We start from the raw sequence: 21,213 nt of genomic DNA, 5'->3' as shown, positions 1-21,213 counted from the left end.
CCACACCAGGCACGGCCGCGGAACCACCAGGCCGCTGGCGGCACCCCAACACCCCTACTCCTGAATCTTGTGGCACAAGACCGCCGACGGCGACTGTCCCTGCACCAAGGTCCGCGACACCAGGCACGACCGCGGACGCCCCAGACCGGTTACGGCACCGCCGGCCACCCTCGCTCCCGGACTTTGTGACACAACAGCGCCGCCCCCACCACCTCCGCACCAAGATCCGCCACGCAGGGGCACAGCCACGGACACCCCAGACCGGTTATGGCACCGCCAGCCACCCTCACTCCCGGATCTTGTGGCACAGCACCGACCCGACCGCTCCGCACCAAGATCCGCCAGACCACGGCCCGGCCACGGACACCCCGGGCCGGACCGGCGGCGCAGCAGCAGCAGCACCCGACGATCATGCGTCGGGGCGCCGACAGCGACCATGGACAACGGGATGGCCGCCGTCGCCGCCCGACGGCGCGACCAGCGCTCCAACCACCCCGACCCGCCGGGATCTTGCGGCGAGACCGCGGCAGCATCCCACCCCCGCATAGCGGATCTTGTGGAGCCGACCCCCGGATCAGCCCGGCGCCGGCGGCACTTCCGGGACCGGCCCCGCAGGCCGCCCCGAGCGCCACAGCCGGCGGCATTGCGGTTGTCGGCCACAACGCCCGTACCGGAAAACCCTCAGGAAGCCGGGCGACGCTTCTGCCGCGCGTTGTAGTCGCGCATCCGCTGCGGATACCCCATCAGCCGGACGTCGTAGATCGGCATGGCGAGCTGGTGGGCGAAGCGCCGGGCGCCCTCCGGGGAGTCGATGCGCCGCCGGGTCCACTCGCCGTCGTGTGCCACGAGCAACACCGTGGTCTCGGTCACCGTCGTCCGCGGCTCGATGAAGCCCTCCACGCCCCGCCGGGAACGGACGAACTCAGCGAGATGCTCCAGGTCGGCGCGATCCGCCTGGCGGCCGCTCCCACGGGACGGCTCCCTGCGCCGCCGGAACCAAGCCACGCCGCACTCCTCACGTTCGACTGCGGTCAGGGTACGTCCTGGGGTCGTGTCGTTGGGTACCTGACTACATCGATCGGCGCGGCAAGTGACAAGATGGCCGGGACAGCTGTGACCGTTTCCACCATGAGACCCATGTGGCAACGCGCGATCCGGGAGTAGACGTGAGCCAGCCTGGCGGAACCTTCGACATCGTGATCCTCGGCGCCGGCAGCGGCGGCTACGCCGCGGCCCTGCGCGCGGCCGAGCTGAACCTGTCGGTGGCACTGATCGACAAGGCCGAGCTGGGCGGCACCTGCCTGCACCGCGGCTGCATCCCGACCAAGGCGCTGCTGCACGCGGCCGAGGTGGCCGACCAGACCCGCGAGAGCGAGCAGTTCGGCGTCAAGGCCGACCTGGTCGGCATCGACATGGCCGGCGTGAACGCGTACAAGGACGGCGTCGTCGGCCGGCTCTACAAGGGCCTGCAGGGCCTGCTCAAGCAGCCGAACATCACCGTCGTGCAGGGCGCCGGCAAGCTGGTCGCGCAGGACACCGTCGAGGTGGACGGGCAGCGCTACACCGGCCGCAACGTCGTCCTGGCCACCGGCTCGTACTCGCGTTCGCTGCCCGGCCTCGAGGTCGACGGCCAGCGGGTGCTGACCAGCGAGCACGCCCTCAAGCTGGACCGCGTGCCCAGCTCCGCGATCGTGCTCGGCGGCGGCGTCATCGGCGTCGAGTTCGCCAGCGTGTGGAAGTCCTTCGGCGCCGACGTGACCATCCTGGAGGCGCTGCCCCGGCTGGTCGCCGCCGAGGACGAGGAGATCAGCAAGGCCGTCGAGCGGGCGTTCCGCAAGCGGAAGATCAACTTCAAGGTCGGCAAGCCGTTCGAGAAGGTCGAGCACACCGAGAACGGCGTCAAGGCGTACCTCGCCGGCGGCGAGACGGTCGAGGCCGAGATCCTGCTGGTCGCCGTCGGCCGCGGCCCGACCACCAAGGACCTGGGGTACGAGCAGCAGGGCATCACGCTCGACCGGGGCTTCGTGATCACCAACGAGCGGCTGCACACCGGCGTCGGCAACATCTACGCGGTGGGCGACATCGTGCCCGGCCTGCAGCTCGCGCACCGCGGCTTCCAGCAGGGCATCTTCGTCGCCGAGGAGATCGCGGGGAAGAACCCGGCGGTCATCGACGAGAACGGCATCCCCCGGGTCACCTACTCCGACCCCGAGGTCGCCTCGGTCGGCCTGACCGAGGCCCGCGCCAAGGAGCAGTACGGCGCCGACAAGATCTCGACGTACAACTACAACCTCGGCGGCAACGGCAAGAGCCAGATCCTCAAGACCGCGGGCTTCGTCAAGCTGGTCCGGGTCAACGACGGCCCGGTCGTCGGTGTGCACATGGTCGGCGCGCGGATGGGCGAGCTCGTCGGGGAGGCGCAGCTGATCTACAACTGGGAAGCTTTCCCGGAGGAGGTCGCTCAGCTCGTGCACGCGCACCCGACGCAGAACGAGGCGCTCGGCGAGGCCTTCCTCGCGCTGGCGGGCAAGCCGCTGCACGCGCACAGCTGACCACGACTCGACGTCAACACAGCGGTTAAGGAGTTCTGAGAGATGCCGGTATCGGTCACCATGCCGCGGCTCGGTGAGAGCGTCACCGAGGGCACCGTCACGCGCTGGCTCAAGCAGGAGGGCGAGCGGGTCGAGGCCGACGAGCCGCTGCTCGAGGTCTCCACCGACAAGGTCGACACGGAGATCCCGTCGCCGGCCGCCGGGGTGCTCTCGCGCATCGTCGTCGGCGAGGACGAGACGGCCGACGTCGGCAGCGAGCTCGCGGTCATCGCGGGCGACGGCGAGGACGCGGGCTCGGCTGCCCCCGCCCCGGCCGCCCAGGAGTCCGCCCCCGCCGAGGCCGCGCCGGCCGAGGACGAGGCCGAGCCGGAACCGGAGCCCGCCGCGCTGGACACCCCGTCGACCGAGAAGCCGGTCGAGGAGGAGGCTCCCGCCCCCGAGACCGCTGCGCCCACCGGTGGCGGCGAGGGCACGGCCGTCAAGATGCCCGCCCTCGGCGAGAGCGTCACCGAGGGCACCGTCACCCGCTGGCTCAAGCAGGTCGGCGACACCATCGAGGTCGACGAGCCGCTGCTCGAGGTCTCCACCGACAAGGTCGACACGGAGATCCCGTCGCCGGTGGCCGGCACGGTCCTGGAGATCAAGGTCGCCGAGGACGAGACCGCCGACGTCGGCGCCGAGCTGGCCATCATCGGCAGCGCGGACGCCGCGCCGTCCGCCCCGGCCCCGAAGCAGCCGGAGGCCCCCAAGGCCGAGGCGCCCAAGGAGGCTCCGAAGCCCGAGGCGCCCAAGACTGAGGCCCCCAAGGCTGAGGCGCCCAAGGCGGAGGCCCCGAAGCCCGCGCCGCAGCAGCAGTCGGCGCCGCTGGTCGAGTCCAAGCCCGCCCCCGAGCCGGCCGGCGAGTCCTACGGCGACCCGTCGCCCGAGGTCGAGGCCGGTCAGCCCGCCCCGAAGGCGCCCGCGCAGTCCAGCGCCCCGGCCGCCGAGACGGTCCGGGGCAACGGCGCCGGCGACGCCGGTTACGTGACCCCGCTGGTCCGCAAGCTCGCCGCCGAGAAGGGCGTCGACCTGGCGTCGATCACCGGCACCGGCGTCGGCGGCCGGATCCGCAAGCAGGACGTCATCGAGGCCGCCTCCGCTGCCGCTGCGGCTAAGTCCGCCTCGGTGGAGAGGTCTGGGGAGACCGCTCCGGCGGCGCAGGAGGCGGCGCAGGAGGCGGCGCAGAAGGCAGCGCCGAAGGCGGCGCCGAGCCCGCTGCGCGGCCGCACCGAGAAGCTGACCCGCATCCGGGCCACCATCGCCCGCCGGATGGTCGAGTCGCTGCACATCTCGGCGCAGCTCACCACGGTGGTCGAGGTCGACCTCACCAAGGTCGCCAACCTGCGGAACAAGGCCAAGGCCGACTTCCAGGCCAAGCACGGCGCGAAGCTGACCTACCTGCCGTTCCTCGCGCTGGCGGCCGTCGAGGCGCTGCGCGAGCACCCGGTGGTCAACTCGTCCATCGACCAGGAGGCCGGCACGGTCACCTACCACGACGGCGAGCACCTCGGCATCGCCGTGGACACCCCGAAGGGCCTGGTCGTCCCGGTCATCCGCGACGCCGGCGACCTCAACCTGGCCGGCCTGGCCAAGCGGATCGCCGACGTGGCCGAGCGCACCCGCAACAACAAGATCAGCCCGGACGAGCTGTCCGGCGGCACCTTCACGCTGACCAACACGGGCAGCCGGGGCGCGCTCTTCGACACCCCGATCATCAACCAGCCGCAGGTCGGCATCCTCGGCACCGGCGCGGTCGTCAAGCGCGCCGTGGTCGTCGAGGACCCGAACCTCGGCGAGCTGATCGTGCCCCGCTCGATGATGTACCTGGCGCTCAGCTACGACCACCGGATCGTGGACGGCGCGGACGCCGCCCGCTTCCTGGTGACGATGAAGGAGCGCCTGGAGGGCGGCCAGTTCGAGGGAGACCTCGGCCTGGCTTCCTGACCGGCGGAACGTGAGAAGGGGCGCTTCGGCGCCCCTTCTTGTTTTGAGCGGGTTCAACTTCGGGAATGATGGGGACATGCGGATTCTCCTGGCCGGTGCGTCCGGTTTCCTCGGCACCCGGCTCGCCGAGCGGCTGCGCGCCGCCGGCCACGACATCACCCGCCTCGTCCGCCACCCGGCCTCGGCGGCCGACGAGGCCACCTGGAAGCCGTCCTCGGGCCAGCTCGACCAGGCGGTGGTGGCCGGCGCCGACGCGGTGATCAACCTGGCCGGCGCCGGCGTCGGCGACAAGCGCTGGAACGCCCGCTACAAGAGCCTCATCCGCAGCAGCCGGGTCGACACGGCCGGCACGATCGCCCACGCGATCAAGAACCTGCCGGCCGCCGACCGCCCCAAGGTGCTGCTGCAGTCCTCGGCCGTCGGCTGGTACGGCGACACCGGCGACCGCCCGGTCACCGAGGAGGCCCCGGCCGGCACCGGCTTCCTGGCCGACGTGTGCCGCGTGTGGGAGGCCGCCGCCCGTCCCGCCGAGGACGCCGGCACCCGGGTCGCGCTGCTGCGGACCGGCCTGCCCCTGGACGAGCACGGCGGCCTGCTCAAGCCGCAGATGCTGTTGTTCAAGATGGGCGGCGGGGCCAAGCTCGGCGGCGGCAAGCAGTGGGTGCCGTGGATCGGGCTGGCCGACTGGCTCGCCGCCACCGAGTTCCTGCTCGACCGGGAGGACCTGGCCGGCCCGGTCAACATGGTCGGCCCCGAGCCGGCCACCAACGCCGACTTCACCCAGGCCCTGGCCAAGGTCCTGCACCGGCCAGCCGTGCTGCAGGTGCCCGGGATCGCCCTGCAGGTCGCGCTGGGCGAGTTCGCCCACGAGGCGCTGCGCAGCCAGCGGGTGCTGCCCGGGGTGCTGCGGCGCGCCGGCTTCGTCTTCGGCCAGCCGACCCTGGAGGCGGCGCTCGCGGCCGCCGTCGGCCAGTCCTCGGATGCGGCGGGACGCAAGTAGCGCCCCGAACTTGCTAACCTGCGCGTGGTGTCCGTCGTCGCCGCAGCCCCCGCCGAGTCCGCCGAACCGCCGGTCGCATCCCCGACCGGCCGCGGCGGCGCCTCGTGGCGTCCGCATCTGCTCGTCGCCGGTCTCGCCCTGGCCCTCGCCGGCTGGGTGACCAACGGGCTGTGGCAGGACCCGGCCGGGCACGTCATCGCCAAGAACGCCGGCGACCAGGCGTTCTTCGAGTGGCTGCTGGGCTACGGGGTCTACCTGCTGGGCCACGGCGCCGACCCGTTCTTCACCGACCTGATGAACGCGCCGGTCGGCGTCAACCTGGCCGCCAACACGTCCATCACGGTGTTCATCGTGCTGTTCGCGCCGCTGACCCTGCTGGCCGGCCCGCAGATCAGCTTCGCCACGATCCTCACCCTCAACCTGGCCGCCGCCGCCTTCACCTGGTATCTCTTCCTGCACCGCCACCTGGTGCGCCCGCCGGCCGCCGCGGCCCTGGGCGGGCTGTTCTGCGGCTTCGCCCCCGGCTTCATCTCGCACGCCAACGGCCACCTCAACTGGACCGCCGGCTGGGTCGCCCCGCTGGTGCTGTGGTGGGTGCTCAAGCTGCCCGAGCCGCGCCGGTGGCTGCGCCACGGGATCATCCTGGGCGTGCTGGTGGCGGTCGGGTTCTCCATCGCCGCCGAGGGCCTGTTCTTCACCGCGCTGGCCACCGCGGTCTTCCTGGTGACCCGGTCGGTGCTGCCGGGGTGCCGGGCCGCCGCCCGCGCCGCGCTGCCGACCGTGCTGGCCGGGCTGGGCGTGACCGCGGTGGTCGCCGGGGCACTGCTGGCGTACCCGCTCTACATGCACTTCGCCGGGCCGCAGACCTTCAGCGGCACCGGCTTCAACCAGGCCCACTACGCCGAGGACATCGGGGCGTACCTGGAATACCCGACCCGGTCGCTGGCCGGCTGGCTGGGCCTGGGCAGCGACCTGGCGCCGAACCCGACCGAGGAGACCTCGTACTTCGGGCTGCCGCTGATGGCGCTGACCGTGGTGTGCATCGCGACGCTGCGCCGGCACGCGCGGCCCGGCCGGTTCGAGACGCTGATGGCGCTGTACGCGGTGGGCGCCGTGTTCCTGCTGCTGTCGCTGGGCCCCCAGCTCAAGGTCTTCAAGGACACCACCGGCATCAAGCTGCCGTACGCGGCCCTGATGCACCTGCCGCTGTTCGACTCCGCCCTGCCCGGCCGCTTCGCGCTGGTCGTGGCCTGCGTGATCGGCATCCTGCTGGCGCTGACCGCGGACCGGCTGCTGACCGAGCCGATGCCGTCGGTGGGCGAGCACACCCTGTGGGCGGCCGCGTTCGCGGTGGCCCTGGTGCCGCTGTTCCCGCTGCCCGTGCTGACCGGCGTGCGCGCGCCCGAGCCCGCGTTCATCGCCGACGGCATCTGGAAGCAGTACGTCAGCGACGGCGGCGTGCTGACCGCCCTGCCGTTCGCGACCACGGACACCGCGGACGGGCAGCGCTGGCAGGCGTACACGATGGCCCGCGGCGGCCGGCAGTTCCGCATCCCGGACGGCTACTTCCTCGGTCCCGGCGGCCCCGAGGGCGTCGGCCAGATCGGCGCCACCCCCCGGCAGACCGACTGGAAGTTCCTGCGCGCCGCCCTGTACGGCGAGGTCGTCCCGATCGGCGACTACGACCGCGAGCAGACCCGGGCGGACCTGGCGTACTGGAACGTGCAGGCGGTGTTCCTGCCGCCGCAGGTGACCGGCTCGCAGGGTCCGGTGTTCCGGGCCGCGCTGGAGATCACCGCCACCGATCTGTTCGGCGAGCCGGAGCACGTCGGCGGCGTGCTGCTGTGGCGCATCCGGCCGGGGATCGACCCGGTGGCGCGCGGCAACTGACGGGCTAGGCTGGCGGCGTGACGACTTCTACGTTGCAGGTGCTGCGCCCCGGTCTGGTCGACTACCGCGAGGCCTGGGAGACGCAGCGCCGGCTGCACGACGCCGTGGTGGCGGGCACCCAGCCGGACACGATCCTGCTGCTGGAGCACCCCAGCGTCTTCACCGCCGGCAAGCGCACCGAGCCGATGGACCGCCCGCTGGACGGCACGCCGGTGGTCGACGTGGACCGCGGCGGCAAGATCACCTGGCACGGCCCGGGCCAGCTCGTCGGCTACCCGATCGTCAAGCTGCCCGACCCGATCGACGTGGTGGCCTACGTGCGCCGGGTCGAGCAGCTGCTGATCGACGTGTGCGCGGAGTTCGGCGTGGCCACCGGCCGGGTCGAGGGCCGCAGCGGCGCGTGGGTGCGCGCCGACGAGCGCGGGCCCGACCGCAAGATCGCCGCGATCGGCATCCGGGTGGCCCGCGGCGTGACCCAGCACGGCTTCGCCATCAACGGCGACTGCGACCTGGCCAACTTCGACCGCTTCGTGCCGTGCGGCATCCGCGACGCGGGCGTGACGTCGCTCAGCGCGGAGCTGGGCCGGCCGGTGACGGTCGGCGACCTGCTACCGGTCGTCGAACGCCACCTGCCGACGCTGCTGTGATGCTCTACCGCGACCCGGGCGACAAGCGGGTCTTCGTGCCGAAGAAGGGCGGCGGGGTCGCGCTGAACTTCGGCCACCCGGTCGCCTGGTGGATCCTGGTCTGCACCACGATCATCCCGCTGATCATCGTGACCGCGGTGACGGTCGCCGTCCTGGCCTGACGGCCGGCCTCACGGCGTGATGCGGTGCAGGTCGCGCGGGAACGCGGTGACCTCACGGACGTTGGCCGCGCCGGTCACCCGGGCCACGAACCGCTCCAGCCCGATGGCGAAGCCCCCGTGCGGCGGCATCCCGTACCGGAAGGCGTCGAGATAGCCCCGGTAGGCCGCGGCCGGCTCGCCCCGGGCGGCCAGGGCGGCCTCGTAGTCGGCGTGGCGGTGCAGCCGCTGGCCCCCGGTGACCAGCTCGAGCCCGCGGAAGAGCAGGTCGAAGCTGTTGGACCAGACCGGGTCCGACGGCTGCGGGTGGGTGTAGAAGGGCCGCTTGCGCATCGGGTAGCCGGTGACGAAGACGAACTCCGACCCGTGCTCGCGCAGCGCCCACTCGCCCAGCGCCCGCTCGTGGGCCGGGGCCAGGTCGGGCTCGTCGGCCGGCGCGCCCGCGATCCGCAGCGCCTCCGCGAAGTGCACCGCCGGGATCTCCGCCGGCACCGTCGGCACCGCGGCCCCGGTCCGCTCGGCCACCGTGGCGGTCATGCCGGCCACCACCTCGGTCAGCACGGCCATCACGTCGCGGTGGTCGGCGATGAAACCGAGCTCGGCGTCGAGCGACGTGTACTGGGCCAGGTGCCGGGCGGTGTCGTGCGGCTCGGCCCGGAACACCGGCCCGACCTCGTAGACCCGCTCGAACACCCCGACCATCAGCTGCTTGTAGAACTGCGGCGACTGGGCCAGGTAGGCCGGCCGGCCGAAGTAGTCGAGCGCGAACACGTTGGCCCCGGACTCGGTCGCCGCGGCGACGATCTTCGGCGTGTGGATCTCCACGAAGCGCCGCCGCTCCAGGGTGGCCCGGAACCCGGCGGTCGCGGCCGCCGCGATCCGCAGCGCGGTGGCCCGGCTCGGGTGCCGCAGGGACAGGGCGGCGTGGTCGAGCTGGGTGGGCAGGGTCGCGCTGAGCGCGGGCCGGTGCAGGTCGAACGGCAGCGGTACGCCCACAGCGCTCAGGACCCGCAGCACGGGAGCGGTCAGCTCGGCCCCGGCCGGCGCGGCCGGGTTCGCGGTGACCGTGCCGGTCAGCTCGACCACGGACTCCTCGCCCAGCTCCTCGACCCGGGCCCGGAGCTCCGGCTCGGTGACGACGACCTGGGTGAGCCCGGCGGCGTCCCGGACGATCAGGAACGCCACCGACTTGAGCAGCCGGCGGCGGTGGACCCAGCCGGCGACCGTGACGGTCTCGCCGGTGTGCCGGGCCAGTTCGGTGGAGAGGATGCGTTGCACGGCTATTACCTCCTCGGTGACTGCAACGCGGCCCCAGGGAGGTGTGGGCGAGCGGGATCCTCGCGGTGCCACCACACCTTCACGCCTTGCTCAGGCGCCTCTTGTCGTGCCGGCTCGGGAGTGTCTTCACGCCCCGGCACCGGGCCACCTTCCCAGCTCGTGGTGGCTCTCTCGGCCGGTGGGTACGGGGCGCTACTCGGTTCCGTCAACACCGTGGACGGGACCTTAACAGCGCGGGGCGGCACGGCAAACCGGGTTTCCCCGGCACGCGTGAGGGCACTCACAGAAACTGCCGTGTGAGCCTCACCGCCCCCGCACCGGTTGATCTTGCTTTCGGCGTAACCTCAGCCTTGTGACTATTGCTCCCGAGGGCCGCCGCATGCTGCGCATCGAGGCGCGCAACGCCGAGACTCCCATCGAGCGCAAGCCGCCGTGGATCAAGGTCAAAGCCAAGATGGGCCCGGAGTACACGCACATGCGTGGCCTCGTGCAGAAGGAGGGCCTGCACACGGTCTGCCAGGAGGCCGGCTGCCCCAACATCTACGAATGTTGGGAGGACCGCGAGGCGACCTTCCTCATCGGCGGCGACCAGTGCACCCGCCGCTGCGACTTCTGCCAGATCGACACGGGCAAGCCGGCCGAGTTCGACGCCGACGAGCCCCGCCGGGTGGGCGAGTCCGTGGCCACCATGGGCCTGAAGTACGCGACCGTCACCGGCGTGGCCCGCGACGACCTGCCCGACGGCGGCGCCTGGCTCTACGCCGAGACGGTCCGCCAGATCCACAAGCTTCAGCCGGGCTGCGGCGTCGAGCTGCTGATCCCCGACTTCAACGCCGAGCCCGACCAGCTGGCCGAGGTCTTCGGCGCGGCCCCCGAGGTGCTGGCGCACAACGTCGAGACGGTCCCCCGCATCTTCAAGCGGATCCGCCCCGGCTTCCGCTACGAGCGCTCCCTCGACGTGATCACCCAGGCCCGCGCGGCCGGCCTGGTCACCAAGAGCAACCTGATCCTGGGCATGGGCGAGGAACGCTCCGAGGTCTCCCAGGCCCTGCGCGACCTGCACGCGGCCGGCTGCGAGCTGATCACCATCACGCAGTACCTGCGCCCGACCCCCCGGCACCACCCGGTGGAGCGCTGGGTCAAGCCGGAGGAGTTCGTCGAGCTCAACGCCGAGGCCCTCGAGATCGGCTTCGCCGGCGTGATGAGCGGCCCGCTGGTCCGCTCGTCGTACCGCGCCGGCCGGCTCTACCAGCAGGCGCTGGCCGCCCGGGGCTGACGCGCAGCGGATCCCCGCACCCGATGCGTCTCTCTTGGTGAGGCGTCGTCGAGGGGGTAACGCGTGGGGTTCGAGGAGTACGTCGCCGAGCAGGGCCAGTCCCTGCTCCGGCTGGCGTACGTGCTGACCGGCGACGCGCACCGCGCCGAGGACCTGACCCAGACGGCGCTGGCCGACGCGTACCGGCATTGGGGCAGGATCACCGCGGCCCGCCGGCCGGACGCCTATGTGCACCGCATGCTGATCAACGCTCACCTCGACTGGCACCGGCGGCGTTCCTCGACCGAACGCCCCACCGACCTGGCCGGCTGGGAACCGCCGGCGACGATCGACCCCGCCGAGGGGATCGCGTCCCGCGACCAGCTGCGGCAGGTGTTGGCGACCCTGCCGCCCCGGGCGCGGACGGCCCTGATCCTGCGCTACTACGCGGACCTCGACGACGCCGGCATCGCCGACGCGATGGGCGTCAGCGTCAGCGCCGTACGGGCCACCACCTCCCGCGCCCTGGCGACCCTGCGCGGCAGCGGCGTCGTGGCCGACCTGACGGAGACCTCATGACCGACCAGCTCGAACGTGACCTGCGGGCGCTGTTCGCCGAGGACGCCGAGCGGGCGCCCGCAGCGGGCGCCCTCGCCGACGACGCACGCCGGCGGGCCCGGCGGCACCGCCGGTCCCGGATGGCGTGGGGCGCCGGGGCGCTCGTCGCCGCGTCGGTCACCGCGGTTGCCGTGCTCGGCGGCACTGCGCTGCGCGACGCTCCCACGGTCGAGCAGGCGGCGACCAGCTCCCCCACGAGCCGGCCCTCCGGCGCGCTGCCGATGGGGCCGCTCGGGGAAGTCGTCTCATGCGCCTTCGGATACTCGCCGCGGGAGGTGGGCCGCAGCGCGTTCGCGTTCGACGGCACCGTGGTCGCCTTCGGCCCCGCACACAGCGACCGGCCACGCGGCGTGCTGCACCATGTGGGTGTCACCTTCACCGTCAGCGAGTGGTTCGCCGGCGGCTCCGGGCCGACGGTCACCGTCGACATGCCGCAGCCCGGGGGGTGGAGCGAGGACGGGCTGGTGACGTACGGGCTGGGCAGCCGCCTGCTGGTCAGCGGGGACCACCGGTGGGGTGGCACGACCATGGCCGACGCGATCGCCGGTTACTGCGGATTCACCCGCTACTACGACGAGGCCACCGCGGACAGCTGGCGGGCGGCCACGCGCTGACCCCGCTCAGTCGTCGAGCAGGCCCAGGCGGTGGGCGACCGCGGCCGCCTCGCCCCGGCTGGCGACCTTCAGCTTCGCGATGATCCGGGACACGTGCACGCTGGCCGTCTTCGGCGAGATGTAGAGCTGCCGCGCGATCCCGCTGTTGCTGCGCCCCTCGGCCACCAGCCGCAACACCTCCCGCTCCCGGTCGGTGAGGGTCTCCGTACCGGTGGCCGCCGGATGTGCCGCCGAGCGCAACCCGATCCGGCGGGCCAGCGTGTCGGCGGCCTCCGCCAGCGGCCGGGCGCCCAGCGCGCCCGCCACCGCCGCCGCCTCCTCGACGGCCTCGGCCGCGCCGGGCCGGTCCCCCGCCCCGGCCGCCGCCGCGGCCAGGCCCTGCAGCGCCACCGCCAGCGGATACCGCTGCCCGTCGGCCCGCCACGCGGCGACCGCCTCGCGCCACAGCTCCGGCCGGCCGGTCAGCGTGGCCGCCACCTGCGTCGCGTAGGCCCGGTCGGCGGGGTAGCGCTGCGGCATCGTCCCGGCGACCCGCCTGATCCGGGCCGGCAGCTCGGCGTCGGCGGACTCCATCGCCGCGGTGGCCGCGGCGGCCAGCACCGCCCAGCCGTACCGGGGACGGTCGGTGATGGTCGGCTCGGCCACCGCGATCCGGGCCGCGGCCAGCGCCCCGGCCGCGTCGCCGGCGTACCGGGCGAGCTGGATGCGCAACTCCAGCAGCGACAGCCTGTTCTCCCGGTGCAGGAACTGGCGGCCCAGGAACGCGACGGCCCGGTGGGCCAGCGGTTCGGCGCCCTCGTGCCCGCGGGCCAGCCGCAGCCCGGCGCGCATCCGCAGCCACGGCAGGGCCAGCGTGCCGGGCGGGTCCAGGCGGGCCGCCTCCGCGCAGCGGGCGTCCGCCTCGTCCCAGTGCCCCAGCGCGATCAGCGCCTCGGCGTGGTTGGCCAGCAGGAACACGCCGGTGGTGCGGCTCACCCCGACCCGGTCCGCGTACGGCACGCCCTCGGCCGCGGCCGCCGCCGACTCCTCGTAGCGGCCCAGCTCGAACAGGGTGTCGGAGACGTTGACCAGGGCCCGGGCCAGGTTCGGCAGGTCGCCGGTCTCGCGGGCGCGGGCGGCGGCCGCCGCCATCGCCGGCAGCGCCTGGCGCGCGGACAGCCGGCCCCCGCACACCTGGCCGTAGGTGATGGTCGCGGACACCTGCGCGGACACGTCGCCGACCGCGCCGGCGGCGGCGATGGCCTCGGCGGCCACCCGGCCGGCCTCCTCGTCGTCGACGCCGCCGAGCGCGTACGCGACGTCGGCCAGCAGCGCCACCCCCTCGGGTGTGCGCGGCGCGCCGGCCAGCAGGCGGTACGCCTCCCGGGCCTCGGCCGCGCCGTCGCTGGTGCCCGCGTTGTAGAGCAGCTTGCTGCGCCGTACGAGCAGCCGGGCCGCGCGCAGCGGCTCCGCCTCGGCGTCCAGGTCGGCCAGCGCCGCCCGGGTCAGTTTCAACGCGCGCTGGTGGTCCCCGGCGTCGATGGCGACCAGGGCAGTCTGCTCCAGCAGGTCGAGGTGGCCGGCGCCGAGCAGCTGCGCCGCCTCGGGGACCAGCTCCCACAGCTCGAGCACGCGTTCCAGCAGCCGGGCCTGCTCGGCGTAGGCGTACCGCCGGCCGGCCGCCTGCGCCGCCCGGTGGGCCGCGACCAGCGCGCGCGGGTGGTCGTGGGCGGCGTACCAGTGATGGGCGATCTCGGCCGGGGCCCGGCCCATCGCGACCAGGGCGGGCTCCGCCTCGACGGCCTCCGCGTAGCGGGCGTGCAGCCGGGCGTGCTCGCCCGGCAGCAGGTCGTCGTGGACGGCCTCGCGGACCAGGGCGTGCCGGAACTCGTAGCCGCCGTCGGCGTCGAAGACGATCAGCTGGGCCGCCACGGCGGCGCGCAGCGCGGACTCGAGCTCCGCCTCCTCGACCCCGGCGACCCGGCTGAGCAGCTCGTGGCCGAACGTGGTGCCGCCGACCGCGGCCACCCGCAGCACCCGCTGGGCCGCGTCGGTGAGCTGGTCGACCCGGGACAGCAGCAGGTCGCGCAGGCTGTGCGGGATGTCGCCGCAGCACAGGTCGGCGGACGCGGCGAACTGCTCGATGAAGAACGGGTTGCCCTGGACCCGCTCGTGGATCGCGTCGACCGTGCGCGGCTCCGGCTCGGCGCCGAGCAGGTGGGTGAGCATCTCGGCGGTGCCGTCGCGGTCGAGCCGGTCCAGGTCCAGGCGTTGCACGCCGCGGACCCGGTCGAGCTCGGCGAGGAACGGCCGCAGCGGGTGGCCGCGGTGCATCTCGTCGGTCCGGTACGTGGCCAGCAGCAGCACGTGCGGCAGCCGCGCCGCGCGGACCAGGAAGCCGATCAGGTCCCGGGTCGAACGGTCCGCCCAGTGCAGGTCCTCGATCACCAGCACCAGCGGCTGCTGCGCGGCGAGCCGGTCGAACAGGCCGGCGACCAGCTCGAACAGGAATCCCCGGCGGGTCTCGCCGACGGCGTCCGGCGGGGGCGGCCCCAGCTCCGGCAGCAGGCGCGCGAAGTCCGGCTCGCGCCCGTCCAGGACCGCCGGGCCGTCGGTGTGCACGAGCCGGCGCAGCGCGGCCGCGAACGGCGCGAACGGCAGGCCCTCCTCGCCGAGTTCCAGGCACTGCCCGGCGAGCACGCGGGCGCCTTCGGCGGTGGCCGCCCGGCTGAACTCCTCGATCAGCCGGGTCTTGCCGACGCCCGCCTCGCCGCCGACCAGCACGGTCGACGGCTCGGCGGTGCGGGTGCGCTTGAGGGCGTCGCGCAGCGCGGCGAGGTCGGCCTCCCGGCCGACCAGCACCTCACTGCTGGCGTGCGCCGTCACGCCCTCGAGCATGTCATGCCGGGGGCCCGGGCCGCCCGCCCCGAAGAGCACGGTCATGACGCCGCGGGCACCCGTACCGGACGGGGGCGGCGCGTGGGCCAGCGCCACCGCCGGGCTCGGTGCCGGCCGGCGACGGCCTGGTGGGCGAGGTGGTCCGCCGCGGCGGAGCGCTGCCACTCGCCGGCCCGCTGGCGGTGGAGGTCGAGGTGGAACTGGGCGTCGGTGAGCTGGAACATCGGGGCTCCTCGCGATCGGTCGGCTCTGCTGTCCTCGACTCTTCGCGCGAAGGTGGCGGCGGCGCATGGGGAAGGTCCCTCATCTTCGGGCCCCGGCCCACCTCAGCTACCGATCCTGGGCGAGTAAGGCACCATGCTGACCACTACACTTTCGGGTATGGCAAAACCCCAGGAGAAGGTGTCGTTCGTCGAGCGCCTGAAGCAGATCGGCCAGGTGTTCGCGTTCACGGCGCGGCAGGACAAGTGGTTCGTCCCGCTGCTCATCGCGGCGGTGCTGATCCCCCTCGCCCTGACCGTGCTGGTCGTCCTCCTGGGCCTGGGCTGGGTGTGGATCCCGATCGGCGTCATGGTCGCCCTGCTGGCCGCGCTGATCGTGCTCAACCTGCGGTCGAACACCGCGATGATGAACGCCGCCGAGGGCCAGCCCGGCGCGGCCGCCTCGATCATGGAGAACATGCGCGGCGACTGGCGGGTCCGCCCGGCGGCCAGCTCGACCACCCAGTTCGACATGGTGCACATCGTCATCGGCCGCCCCGGCGTGATCCTGCTGGGCGAGGGCCAGTCGCAGCGCGTGCGCAACCTGCTGGGCCAGGAGAAGCGCCGCCTGTCGAAGGTGATCGGCAGCGCCCCGATGTACGACTACATGATCGGCCCGGGCGACGGCGAGCTGTCGATCCGCAAGCTCCGCACCACGATGATGAAGCTGCCCCGCAACCTGACCGGCAAGGACGTCAACGCGCTGGACAAGCGCCTGGGAGCGCTGATGGCCCGCCCGCAGATGCCCAAGGGCGCGATCCCGAAGAACATGCGCCCGGGCGGCAAGGGCATGCGCCAGCAGCGACCCCGCTGACCCTGCTGGGGGCCGGGGACCCGCTGCCGGCCCGCCCGCGACGGGTGCTGGTGGCGGGCCCGTCGGGCTCCGGCAAGACCACGACGGCGCAGCGGATCGCCGCGATCCTGCGGGTGCCGCGGGTCGAGATCGACAGCCTCTTCCACGGGCCGGGCTGGACGCCACGGCCGAGCTTCGTGACCGACGTGCACCGCTTCGCCGCCGGCCCGGCCTGGGTGACCGAATGGCAGTACAGCGCGGTGCGCGAGCACCTGGCCGACCGGGCCGACCTGCTGGTGTGGCTGGATCTGCCCCGGTGGCTGGTGATGCGGCAGGTCATCGCCCGCACGGTGCGCCGCCGCCTGCGGCGCGAGGAGCTGTGGCACGGCAACACCGAGGCGCCGCTGTGGACGATCCTCACCACGAAGGACCACATCGTGCGGTGGGCCTGGCAGACCCACCCCACGGCGCGGGCCCGGGTGCGGGACCAGCTGGCTAAACGCCCGGAGCTCACCGTGGTGCGGCTGCGCAGCCGGCGGGAGATCGCCCGGTGGCTGCGGGGGCCGCTGCGCCAGGCCCTACGCTGACACCATGATCTCCAGGCCCAGTCAGAGGTGGCAGCGCAGCGTCGCGGAGCAGGAGGCGGCGGTCGCGGCCGGAACCCTCCCCCGGGACCAGGCGTACGCCGCCCAGTTGTGGCCGGCCGAAGCGACGGCAGCCATCGACGCGGTGCTGGCGGCCTACGAGCGGGAGATCCAGAGCCTGCCGGCGGTCACCGACGAGGCCGTGTGGGCGGCGGTCGAGCGGGTGGTGCTCGCCCTGAACGCCGTCGACGAGGAGTCGGCGGTCATCGAGACGGGCGAGCGCGAGGACCTGTGCGAGTACATCGACGCGGTCCTGACCGAGGCGGGCGTCGATGTGGCCGCGCTGACCGGGCGGCGCGACCTGCACCGCGGTGAGCTGACCGACGGCTGGCGGGACTGGTAGGAGACGCGGTACCAGCTGGCCCTCGGTGAGCAAGCAGTTCACCGCGGCCGCCGTGCTGCTGCTCGCCCGGGACGGCACGCTGAGCGTCGACGACCGCGTGTCGCTCAAGTACGCGCCGGGCGCGGGGCCCAAGTCGTGGAACGGGCCACCGGGACGCCGTACCGGATCTTCCTGGCCGACCGGGTCTTCGGGCCGCTCGGGCTGACCCGCACCTTCGCCGGCGCGCCCCACGGGCGCCCGGACCTGGCGCAGGGTCACGACGACGCCGGCGGGCCGCTGCCGAGCTGGGAACTCGACGTGGTCGGCATGGGCGCCGGGTTCACCGCGTTCGCCGGGGACATCCTGGAGCGGGGGCGCCGCATCGTCGTGCTCACCAACACCGACGTGCGGGACCCCGGTTTCCTGACGCCCCTGCTCGCCTGAGTCAGGACGCCGGGCGGGCCGGCGGCAACCGGTAGATCATGATGGAGTGGCCGACCTGGTCGATGAGGACGCCGCGGTCGATCAGCGCCCGGATCGCCGGCGAGGGGTAGGCGACGTGGGTCGCGGAGACCGCCAGCAGCCCGCCGACCTGCGACGGCGGCACCTTCAGCGGATCGCGGACGGTGATGCCGTAGTAGCCGGCCACGGCGCTGTGGCGGTGCACCAGCCAGACCGGCTCGCCCGGATACCGCTCCCGCATGTGCTTGCCGAGCCGGTACAGGTCCTGATACCAGTCGACGTTGGACTGGCCCAGCCGCAGGTAGGTCTTGGACGGACCGCCGAACGCCTCGTTGGAGTAGGGCAGGTAGTACGGGAAGGCCCGGGCCGAACTGACGGCGACGAAGGCCACCAGCAGGGCGGCGACGGCCCGTACCGGCCACCGCGGCACGACGGTGACGGCCGCGGCCGCCACGGCCAGCAACACCGGTACGAACAGCGCGTACCGCACGCCCCAGTCCCGGGCGCCCTGCATCGCCGCCACCAGCAGCACCGCGGTCGGCAGCAGGACGTAGAGAGCCGCGGGCCGCAACCGGCGCATGGTCAGCATCGTCGTGGCGCCGGCCAGCCACAGCGCCAGCATGCCGAGCGGCGTCTTGATCAGTAACGCGGCCGGCAGGTAGTACCAGCGGTGGCCCGAATAGGCCTCGCCCAGCAGGAACCCGCCGTTCGTCCGCTCCTCCAGCCCCAACTGGATGCGCATCCCGTCCCGGAAGGGCCGCGGGAGCGGCAGCCAGTCGACGAGCCGGCCGGTCATCCCGGAGATCACCGGCAGGTCGGGCGGGGAGACCCAGCGCAGGTGCGGGTCGACGATCAGGTAGGTGAGCCACACCGTCGCGAGCGCCAGCACGCCGGTCCCGGCGGCCGCGCCGGCGGCGGTCAAGAGCCTGGGGGTACGCCGCTTGTCCGGCTGCGCGGACCAGACGGACACGCCGGCCAGCAGCAGCACGACCGGTGCCGCGGCGAGCGTGTTCATCTTCGTGGCCAGCGCCGCGCCGAGGGCGATCCCGGCCGGCGGCAGATACCACCAGGGGCGGCGCCTCGCCCGCCACACCAGCCACGCGGCGGTCAGCAGGAAACCCGCGGCGGGGGCGTCGACCCCGGCCAGCGAGCCGAACGTGATGACGTCCGGCGAGAACGCGTACAGCGCGAGCGCCAGCAGACCGCCGGCCCACCCGGCGATGTCCCGGGCGAACGCGAACACCACCAGGCCGAACAGGAGCGTCAGGACGATCATCGGCAGGCGGGCGTACCAGAGGACGCGCTGCGCCCCGTTGCCGTGCCCGTAGATCACATCGGTGCCGGCCTGGAACTCGGTGAATTCCGGACGGGTGTCGATCCGCGGATCGGCGAAGGCCAGTCCGGTCGCCATCACCAGCTTGGCCAGCGGCGGATGTTCCGGGTTGTAGCGCAGGCTATGTTGCCGCAGGTAGACGACCGCCGCGGCGACGTACACGCCCTCGTCCGCGGTCTGCGACTCCTCCCGCGCCGCCGTGACCATGACGAAGGCCATCTGGGCCAGCAGGACGACCACGGCGAGGGAGACGAGCCAGGACTGGTATCGGCGGATCCCGGTGGGGCGCGCCGTGGGTGGCGGTACGCCGGTCCGCACCGGAGGTTCATCGGCCGCTATCGCCCGTCCTCGGTGTCGCTGCCGAGGAACGGCCCCCGTCCGTTGCTGCGACCAAGAAAACTTCACCGATCGACGTGTAGCCCTTCGTCCACCACAGGTAAAGCCGATCGATGAAACCTGACACGGCGGTTGGTCCTCCGCGGTGCGGACCTCCGGCCCTGGCCACCACGGAGGGCGGTGAGCACGCTGACGGTGGGGAGGTGTCGAAGATGGACGAGCAGAAACCTCGCGTAGCCCGGGATCGCAACAAGGTCTTCGATTTCCTGGATGCCAAGCCGGCCAAGATCGCCTACGGCGCGCTCGGCGCGGCGAGCGGCGTGGTCGGCGGCCTCCTCGACTCCGAGGGCACCAGGACCGGCGCGATGCCGCCCCCGTTCGACGCCGCCCGGTTCGAGGCTCAGCTGCCCGCCGAAGCGCACCGGAGCGAGCCGGGCGTGCTCAGCCTCGACGAGATCAAGGCAGAGATGCGGGAGGTCCAGCGGAGAACAGACGCCGACGAGACCCCCGCCGCCACGAGCAAGCACTTGTCCGAATCGGAGCGTCCGGTGATCGGCGGGCATGCCCGCGCGACACCACCGGCGGGCGAGGCGGAAGCTCCACCAACCGGCGAACAGGATCTCGGCGAGACCCTGCGCGGGTACCTGACCCCGGCCCTGACGGTCCTGGGAAGCGCAGCAGTGACGGAGTTCCTGGCCGAATTCAGGAAGGAGCTCATTTCGCTGGTCAGCAAGAGGGCCGCCGAGGAGGTATTCGGGCTCATCGGCGGCGACCACGGGCAGAGCCGGAGCAGGGAGCCCCGGCCGGCTGTCGGCGAGGAGCGGCCGCCGGAGCCGGACGGTCAAGCGGAGGACAGCGCCGATTTCACCGCCGACGAGAGGCGCAAACTCCGCCGGTTACTGCGGGCGATCGAAGACGTCGACCATGAGCGATGAAACTGGGCGCACCGTGACCGGCCGACTCATCCGCGACGGCTCGAGCGTCGCGGGAGCCGTCGACCTCGACGACGCGAATGTTCACCGCCACGCGAGCGTGCAGTCAAGGGTCAGGTGGGTCTGGACACTGGATCGCCCCCACCGCGATGACCTCGTCCGGTGCCTGCAGGGGGCTCGACCGTCTTCACCATGACGCAGTTCTTCAGCCCTTTGGGCCGGTCGTAGGTGAAGCCGAGCCGCTCATAGAGTCGACGGGTGCCGTTGTAGAGGAACGACGACGACATCTTCTTGGTCTGGTTGGTCAGGTCGTGGGGATAACTCTCGACTCGCCCGCCGCCGGCCTGCGCGATCAGGCGGAGCGCACCGGTGATCGCCAACTCCGTCACGCCCCGCCGCCGGTAGCGCTTGTCGACGAAGACGCAGGTGATCCGGTAGTCAGGGTCCGCGGACCTGGTGGCGTCGTAGTCCTTACGGTGGTGAATGTTGGGCAACTCGGCCGGGCTGCCGTATTCAGCCCACGCGATGGCCTCGTCACCGTCCATCACCAACGCGGCGTGCGCCTTGCCCTGCTCGACGTAGGCCTTCTTCAGGGCTCGGTTGGCCTCCGCGCCTTGACCGCGCTCGGGACCGTCGGGGTGGAACCAGATGCACCAGCAGCCACCGAAGATGCCATTGTGCCGCTGCACCAGCGCCTCGAAAGCGGGCCAGGTCTCGGGGCTGAGAGACGCGACGGTGTACGACTCGGTAGCCATGACGCACCTTATCCGTGTCGGGCCCACACGGACATCTCGTGGCCAACCGATGAGGCGACGAGCCTCACGAGGTTCCGCTGGGCTTGGTCGGACCGACGTGCTCGGCCACGAAGGCCGCGAGTCGCTCCGGTGACGGCTGGCCCCATCCGATGCAGAACGGGTGTCCGGCCGGATCGGCGTAAACCTGGTGGCCCTCCTCGGCGGCCAGATCGGATGCGCGCAGCAACCGGGCGCCGAGAGCGACCGCCTTGTCATGTGCGGCCTTGGCGTCGCGGACGTGCAGGTCCAGGTGGACCTGCTGCGGGTTGCCGTCCGGCCACTGCGGCGGGACGTGGTCCGGTGCCAGCTGCACCCCCACCCGCCACTGACCGGCGGCGTCGATCACCGTGTGCCACCGATCGTCCTCGAAGACGTGCCCATCGAGCATGCCCGCCCAGAATGCGCTCTCTGCTGGCAGGTCGGCCGCGTCGAAGACGACCACCTGACGGATGATGTCCACCCCGT

General features: G+C 72.9%; 22 protein-coding genes. 15 read left to right on the top strand and 7 right to left on the bottom strand.

Going from position 1 to position 21,213, the window contains the following annotated elements; all coding sequences use genetic code 11:
* Positions 1–681: 681 nt before the first annotated feature.
* A complete protein-coding gene (locus Ani05nite_RS23415) occupies positions 682–1,005 on the bottom strand; it encodes a hypothetical protein (protein ID WP_203771442.1) in 324 nt (107 codons plus the stop codon).
* Between the two features lie 161 nt (positions 1,006–1,166).
* Between Ani05nite_RS23415 and lpdA the strand changes: the two genes are divergently transcribed.
* From lpdA to Ani05nite_RS23385, 6 genes are all read left to right on the top strand, one after another.
* Positions 1,167–2,552, top strand: a complete 1,386-nt coding sequence (gene lpdA, locus Ani05nite_RS23410; RefSeq protein ID WP_203771440.1) for a dihydrolipoyl dehydrogenase — start codon at positions 1,167–1,169, stop codon at positions 2,550–2,552.
* Between the two features lie 42 nt (positions 2,553–2,594).
* Positions 2,595–4,535: a 2-oxoglutarate dehydrogenase, E2 component, dihydrolipoamide succinyltransferase gene (gene sucB, locus Ani05nite_RS23405; protein ID WP_203771438.1), complete on the top strand. Its 1,941-nt coding sequence runs from the start codon at positions 2,595–2,597 to the stop codon at positions 4,533–4,535.
* A 76-nt stretch (positions 4,536–4,611) separates the two neighbouring features.
* Positions 4,612–5,535, top strand: a complete 924-nt coding sequence (locus Ani05nite_RS23400) for a TIGR01777 family oxidoreductase (protein WP_203771436.1) — start codon at positions 4,612–4,614, stop codon at positions 5,533–5,535.
* Between the two features lie 27 nt (positions 5,536–5,562).
* The gene (locus Ani05nite_RS23395) at positions 5,563–7,425 is read left to right on the top strand and encodes a DUF6311 domain-containing protein (RefSeq protein WP_203771434.1); all 1,863 of its coding nucleotides are present in this window, start codon (positions 5,563–5,565) and stop codon (positions 7,423–7,425) included.
* Between the two features lie 17 nt (positions 7,426–7,442).
* Positions 7,443–8,072 (top strand): lipoyl(octanoyl) transferase LipB, encoded by a 630-nt coding sequence (lipB, locus tag Ani05nite_RS23390; RefSeq protein WP_203771432.1) that lies wholly within the window; start codon positions 7,443–7,445, stop codon positions 8,070–8,072.
* On the top strand, positions 8,072–8,233 hold the full coding sequence (locus tag Ani05nite_RS23385; protein ID WP_239130529.1) for a peptide ABC transporter substrate-binding protein: 162 nt from the start codon (positions 8,072–8,074) through the stop codon (positions 8,231–8,233). The genes lipB and Ani05nite_RS23385 overlap by 1 nt, the downstream gene beginning before the upstream one ends.
* Before the next feature lie 9 nt (positions 8,234–8,242).
* On the opposite strand, the gene aspS is transcribed toward Ani05nite_RS23385, so the two are convergent.
* The gene (gene aspS, locus Ani05nite_RS23380; RefSeq protein ID WP_203771428.1) at positions 8,243–9,508 is read right to left on the bottom strand and encodes an aspartate--tRNA(Asn) ligase; all 1,266 of its coding nucleotides are present in this window, start codon (positions 9,506–9,508) and stop codon (positions 8,243–8,245) included.
* 379 nt (positions 9,509–9,887) lie between these two features.
* Between aspS and lipA the strand changes: the two genes are divergently transcribed.
* The 3 genes from lipA (at position 9,888) to Ani05nite_RS23365 (ending at position 11,995) form a co-directional block, all read left to right on the top strand.
* The gene (lipA, locus tag Ani05nite_RS23375; protein WP_203771463.1) at positions 9,888–10,784 is read left to right on the top strand and encodes a lipoyl synthase; all 897 of its coding nucleotides are present in this window, start codon (positions 9,888–9,890) and stop codon (positions 10,782–10,784) included.
* Between the two features lie 63 nt (positions 10,785–10,847).
* Positions 10,848–11,342, top strand: coding sequence for a SigE family RNA polymerase sigma factor (locus Ani05nite_RS23370; protein WP_203771426.1), 495 nt, complete (start codon positions 10,848–10,850; stop codon positions 11,340–11,342).
* A complete protein-coding gene (locus tag Ani05nite_RS23365; RefSeq protein ID WP_203771424.1) occupies positions 11,339–11,995 on the top strand; it encodes a hypothetical protein in 657 nt (218 codons plus the stop codon). The genes Ani05nite_RS23370 and Ani05nite_RS23365 overlap by 4 nt, the downstream gene beginning before the upstream one ends.
* 6 nt (positions 11,996–12,001) lie before the next feature.
* On the opposite strand, the gene Ani05nite_RS23360 is transcribed toward Ani05nite_RS23365, so the two are convergent.
* Complete coding sequence (locus Ani05nite_RS23360; RefSeq protein ID WP_239130528.1) at positions 12,002–14,917, bottom strand: helix-turn-helix transcriptional regulator; 2,916 nt, start codon at positions 14,915–14,917, stop codon at positions 12,002–12,004.
* Complete coding sequence (locus Ani05nite_RS23355) at positions 14,914–15,096, bottom strand: hypothetical protein (protein WP_203771422.1); 183 nt, start codon at positions 15,094–15,096, stop codon at positions 14,914–14,916. Before Ani05nite_RS23355 ends, Ani05nite_RS23360 begins: the two co-directional genes overlap by 4 nt.
* A gap of 157 nt (positions 15,097–15,253) precedes the next feature.
* On the opposite strand from Ani05nite_RS23355, the gene Ani05nite_RS23350 reads away from it, so the two are divergent.
* From Ani05nite_RS23350 to Ani05nite_RS41310, 5 genes are read left to right on the top strand one after another with little or no spacing between them, the layout of a single operon-like run.
* Positions 15,254–15,946 carry a DUF4191 domain-containing protein gene (locus Ani05nite_RS23350; protein ID WP_203771420.1) on the top strand — a complete coding sequence of 231 codons (693 nt, stop codon included), beginning with the start codon at positions 15,254–15,256 and terminating at the stop codon, positions 15,944–15,946.
* Positions 15,947–15,996: 50 nt separating this feature from the next.
* The gene (locus tag Ani05nite_RS23345) at positions 15,997–16,512 is read left to right on the top strand and encodes a P-loop NTPase family protein (protein WP_239130527.1); all 516 of its coding nucleotides are present in this window, start codon (positions 15,997–15,999) and stop codon (positions 16,510–16,512) included.
* 4 nt (positions 16,513–16,516) lie between these two features.
* Entirely contained in the window at positions 16,517–16,912 is a 396-nt protein-coding gene (locus Ani05nite_RS41320; RefSeq protein WP_239130526.1) for a hypothetical protein, read from the top strand.
* Positions 16,913–16,937: 25 nt separating this feature from the next.
* Positions 16,938–17,117, top strand: a complete 180-nt coding sequence (locus Ani05nite_RS41315; RefSeq protein ID WP_239130525.1) for a beta-lactamase family protein — start codon at positions 16,938–16,940, stop codon at positions 17,115–17,117.
* Entirely contained in the window at positions 17,048–17,335 is a 288-nt protein-coding gene (locus tag Ani05nite_RS41310; protein ID WP_239130524.1) for a beta-lactamase family protein, read from the top strand. The genes Ani05nite_RS41315 and Ani05nite_RS41310 overlap by 70 nt, the downstream gene beginning before the upstream one ends.
* Position 17,336: 1 nt before the next feature.
* Here Ani05nite_RS41310 and Ani05nite_RS23335 read toward each other — a convergent pair whose 3' ends face one another.
* On the bottom strand, positions 17,337–19,004 hold the full coding sequence (locus Ani05nite_RS23335; RefSeq protein WP_239130523.1) for a phospholipid carrier-dependent glycosyltransferase: 1,668 nt from the start codon (positions 19,002–19,004) through the stop codon (positions 17,337–17,339).
* A gap of 230 nt (positions 19,005–19,234) precedes the next feature.
* Here Ani05nite_RS23335 and Ani05nite_RS23330 point away from each other — a divergent pair, with 230 nt between their 5' ends.
* Positions 19,235–19,957: a hypothetical protein gene (locus Ani05nite_RS23330; protein ID WP_203771418.1), complete on the top strand. Its 723-nt coding sequence runs from the start codon at positions 19,235–19,237 to the stop codon at positions 19,955–19,957.
* A 110-nt stretch (positions 19,958–20,067) separates the two neighbouring features.
* On the opposite strand, the gene Ani05nite_RS23325 is transcribed toward Ani05nite_RS23330, so the two are convergent.
* Both Ani05nite_RS23325 and Ani05nite_RS23320 read right to left on the bottom strand, forming a co-directional pair.
* On the bottom strand, positions 20,068–20,709 hold the full coding sequence (locus Ani05nite_RS23325; protein WP_203771416.1) for a GNAT family protein: 642 nt from the start codon (positions 20,707–20,709) through the stop codon (positions 20,068–20,070).
* Between the two features lie 64 nt (positions 20,710–20,773).
* Positions 20,774–21,208: a VOC family protein gene (locus Ani05nite_RS23320; protein WP_203771414.1), complete on the bottom strand. Its 435-nt coding sequence runs from the start codon at positions 21,206–21,208 to the stop codon at positions 20,774–20,776.
* Positions 21,209–21,213: the final 5 nt, after the last annotated feature.

Source organism: Actinoplanes nipponensis (assembly GCF_016862275.1).
In the GTDB taxonomy this organism is placed as follows: domain Bacteria; phylum Actinomycetota; class Actinomycetes; order Mycobacteriales; family Micromonosporaceae; genus Actinoplanes; species Actinoplanes nipponensis.
The sequence above is the reverse complement of the archived record's forward strand: the minus strand, read 5'-3'. Positions and strand labels throughout refer to the sequence as shown.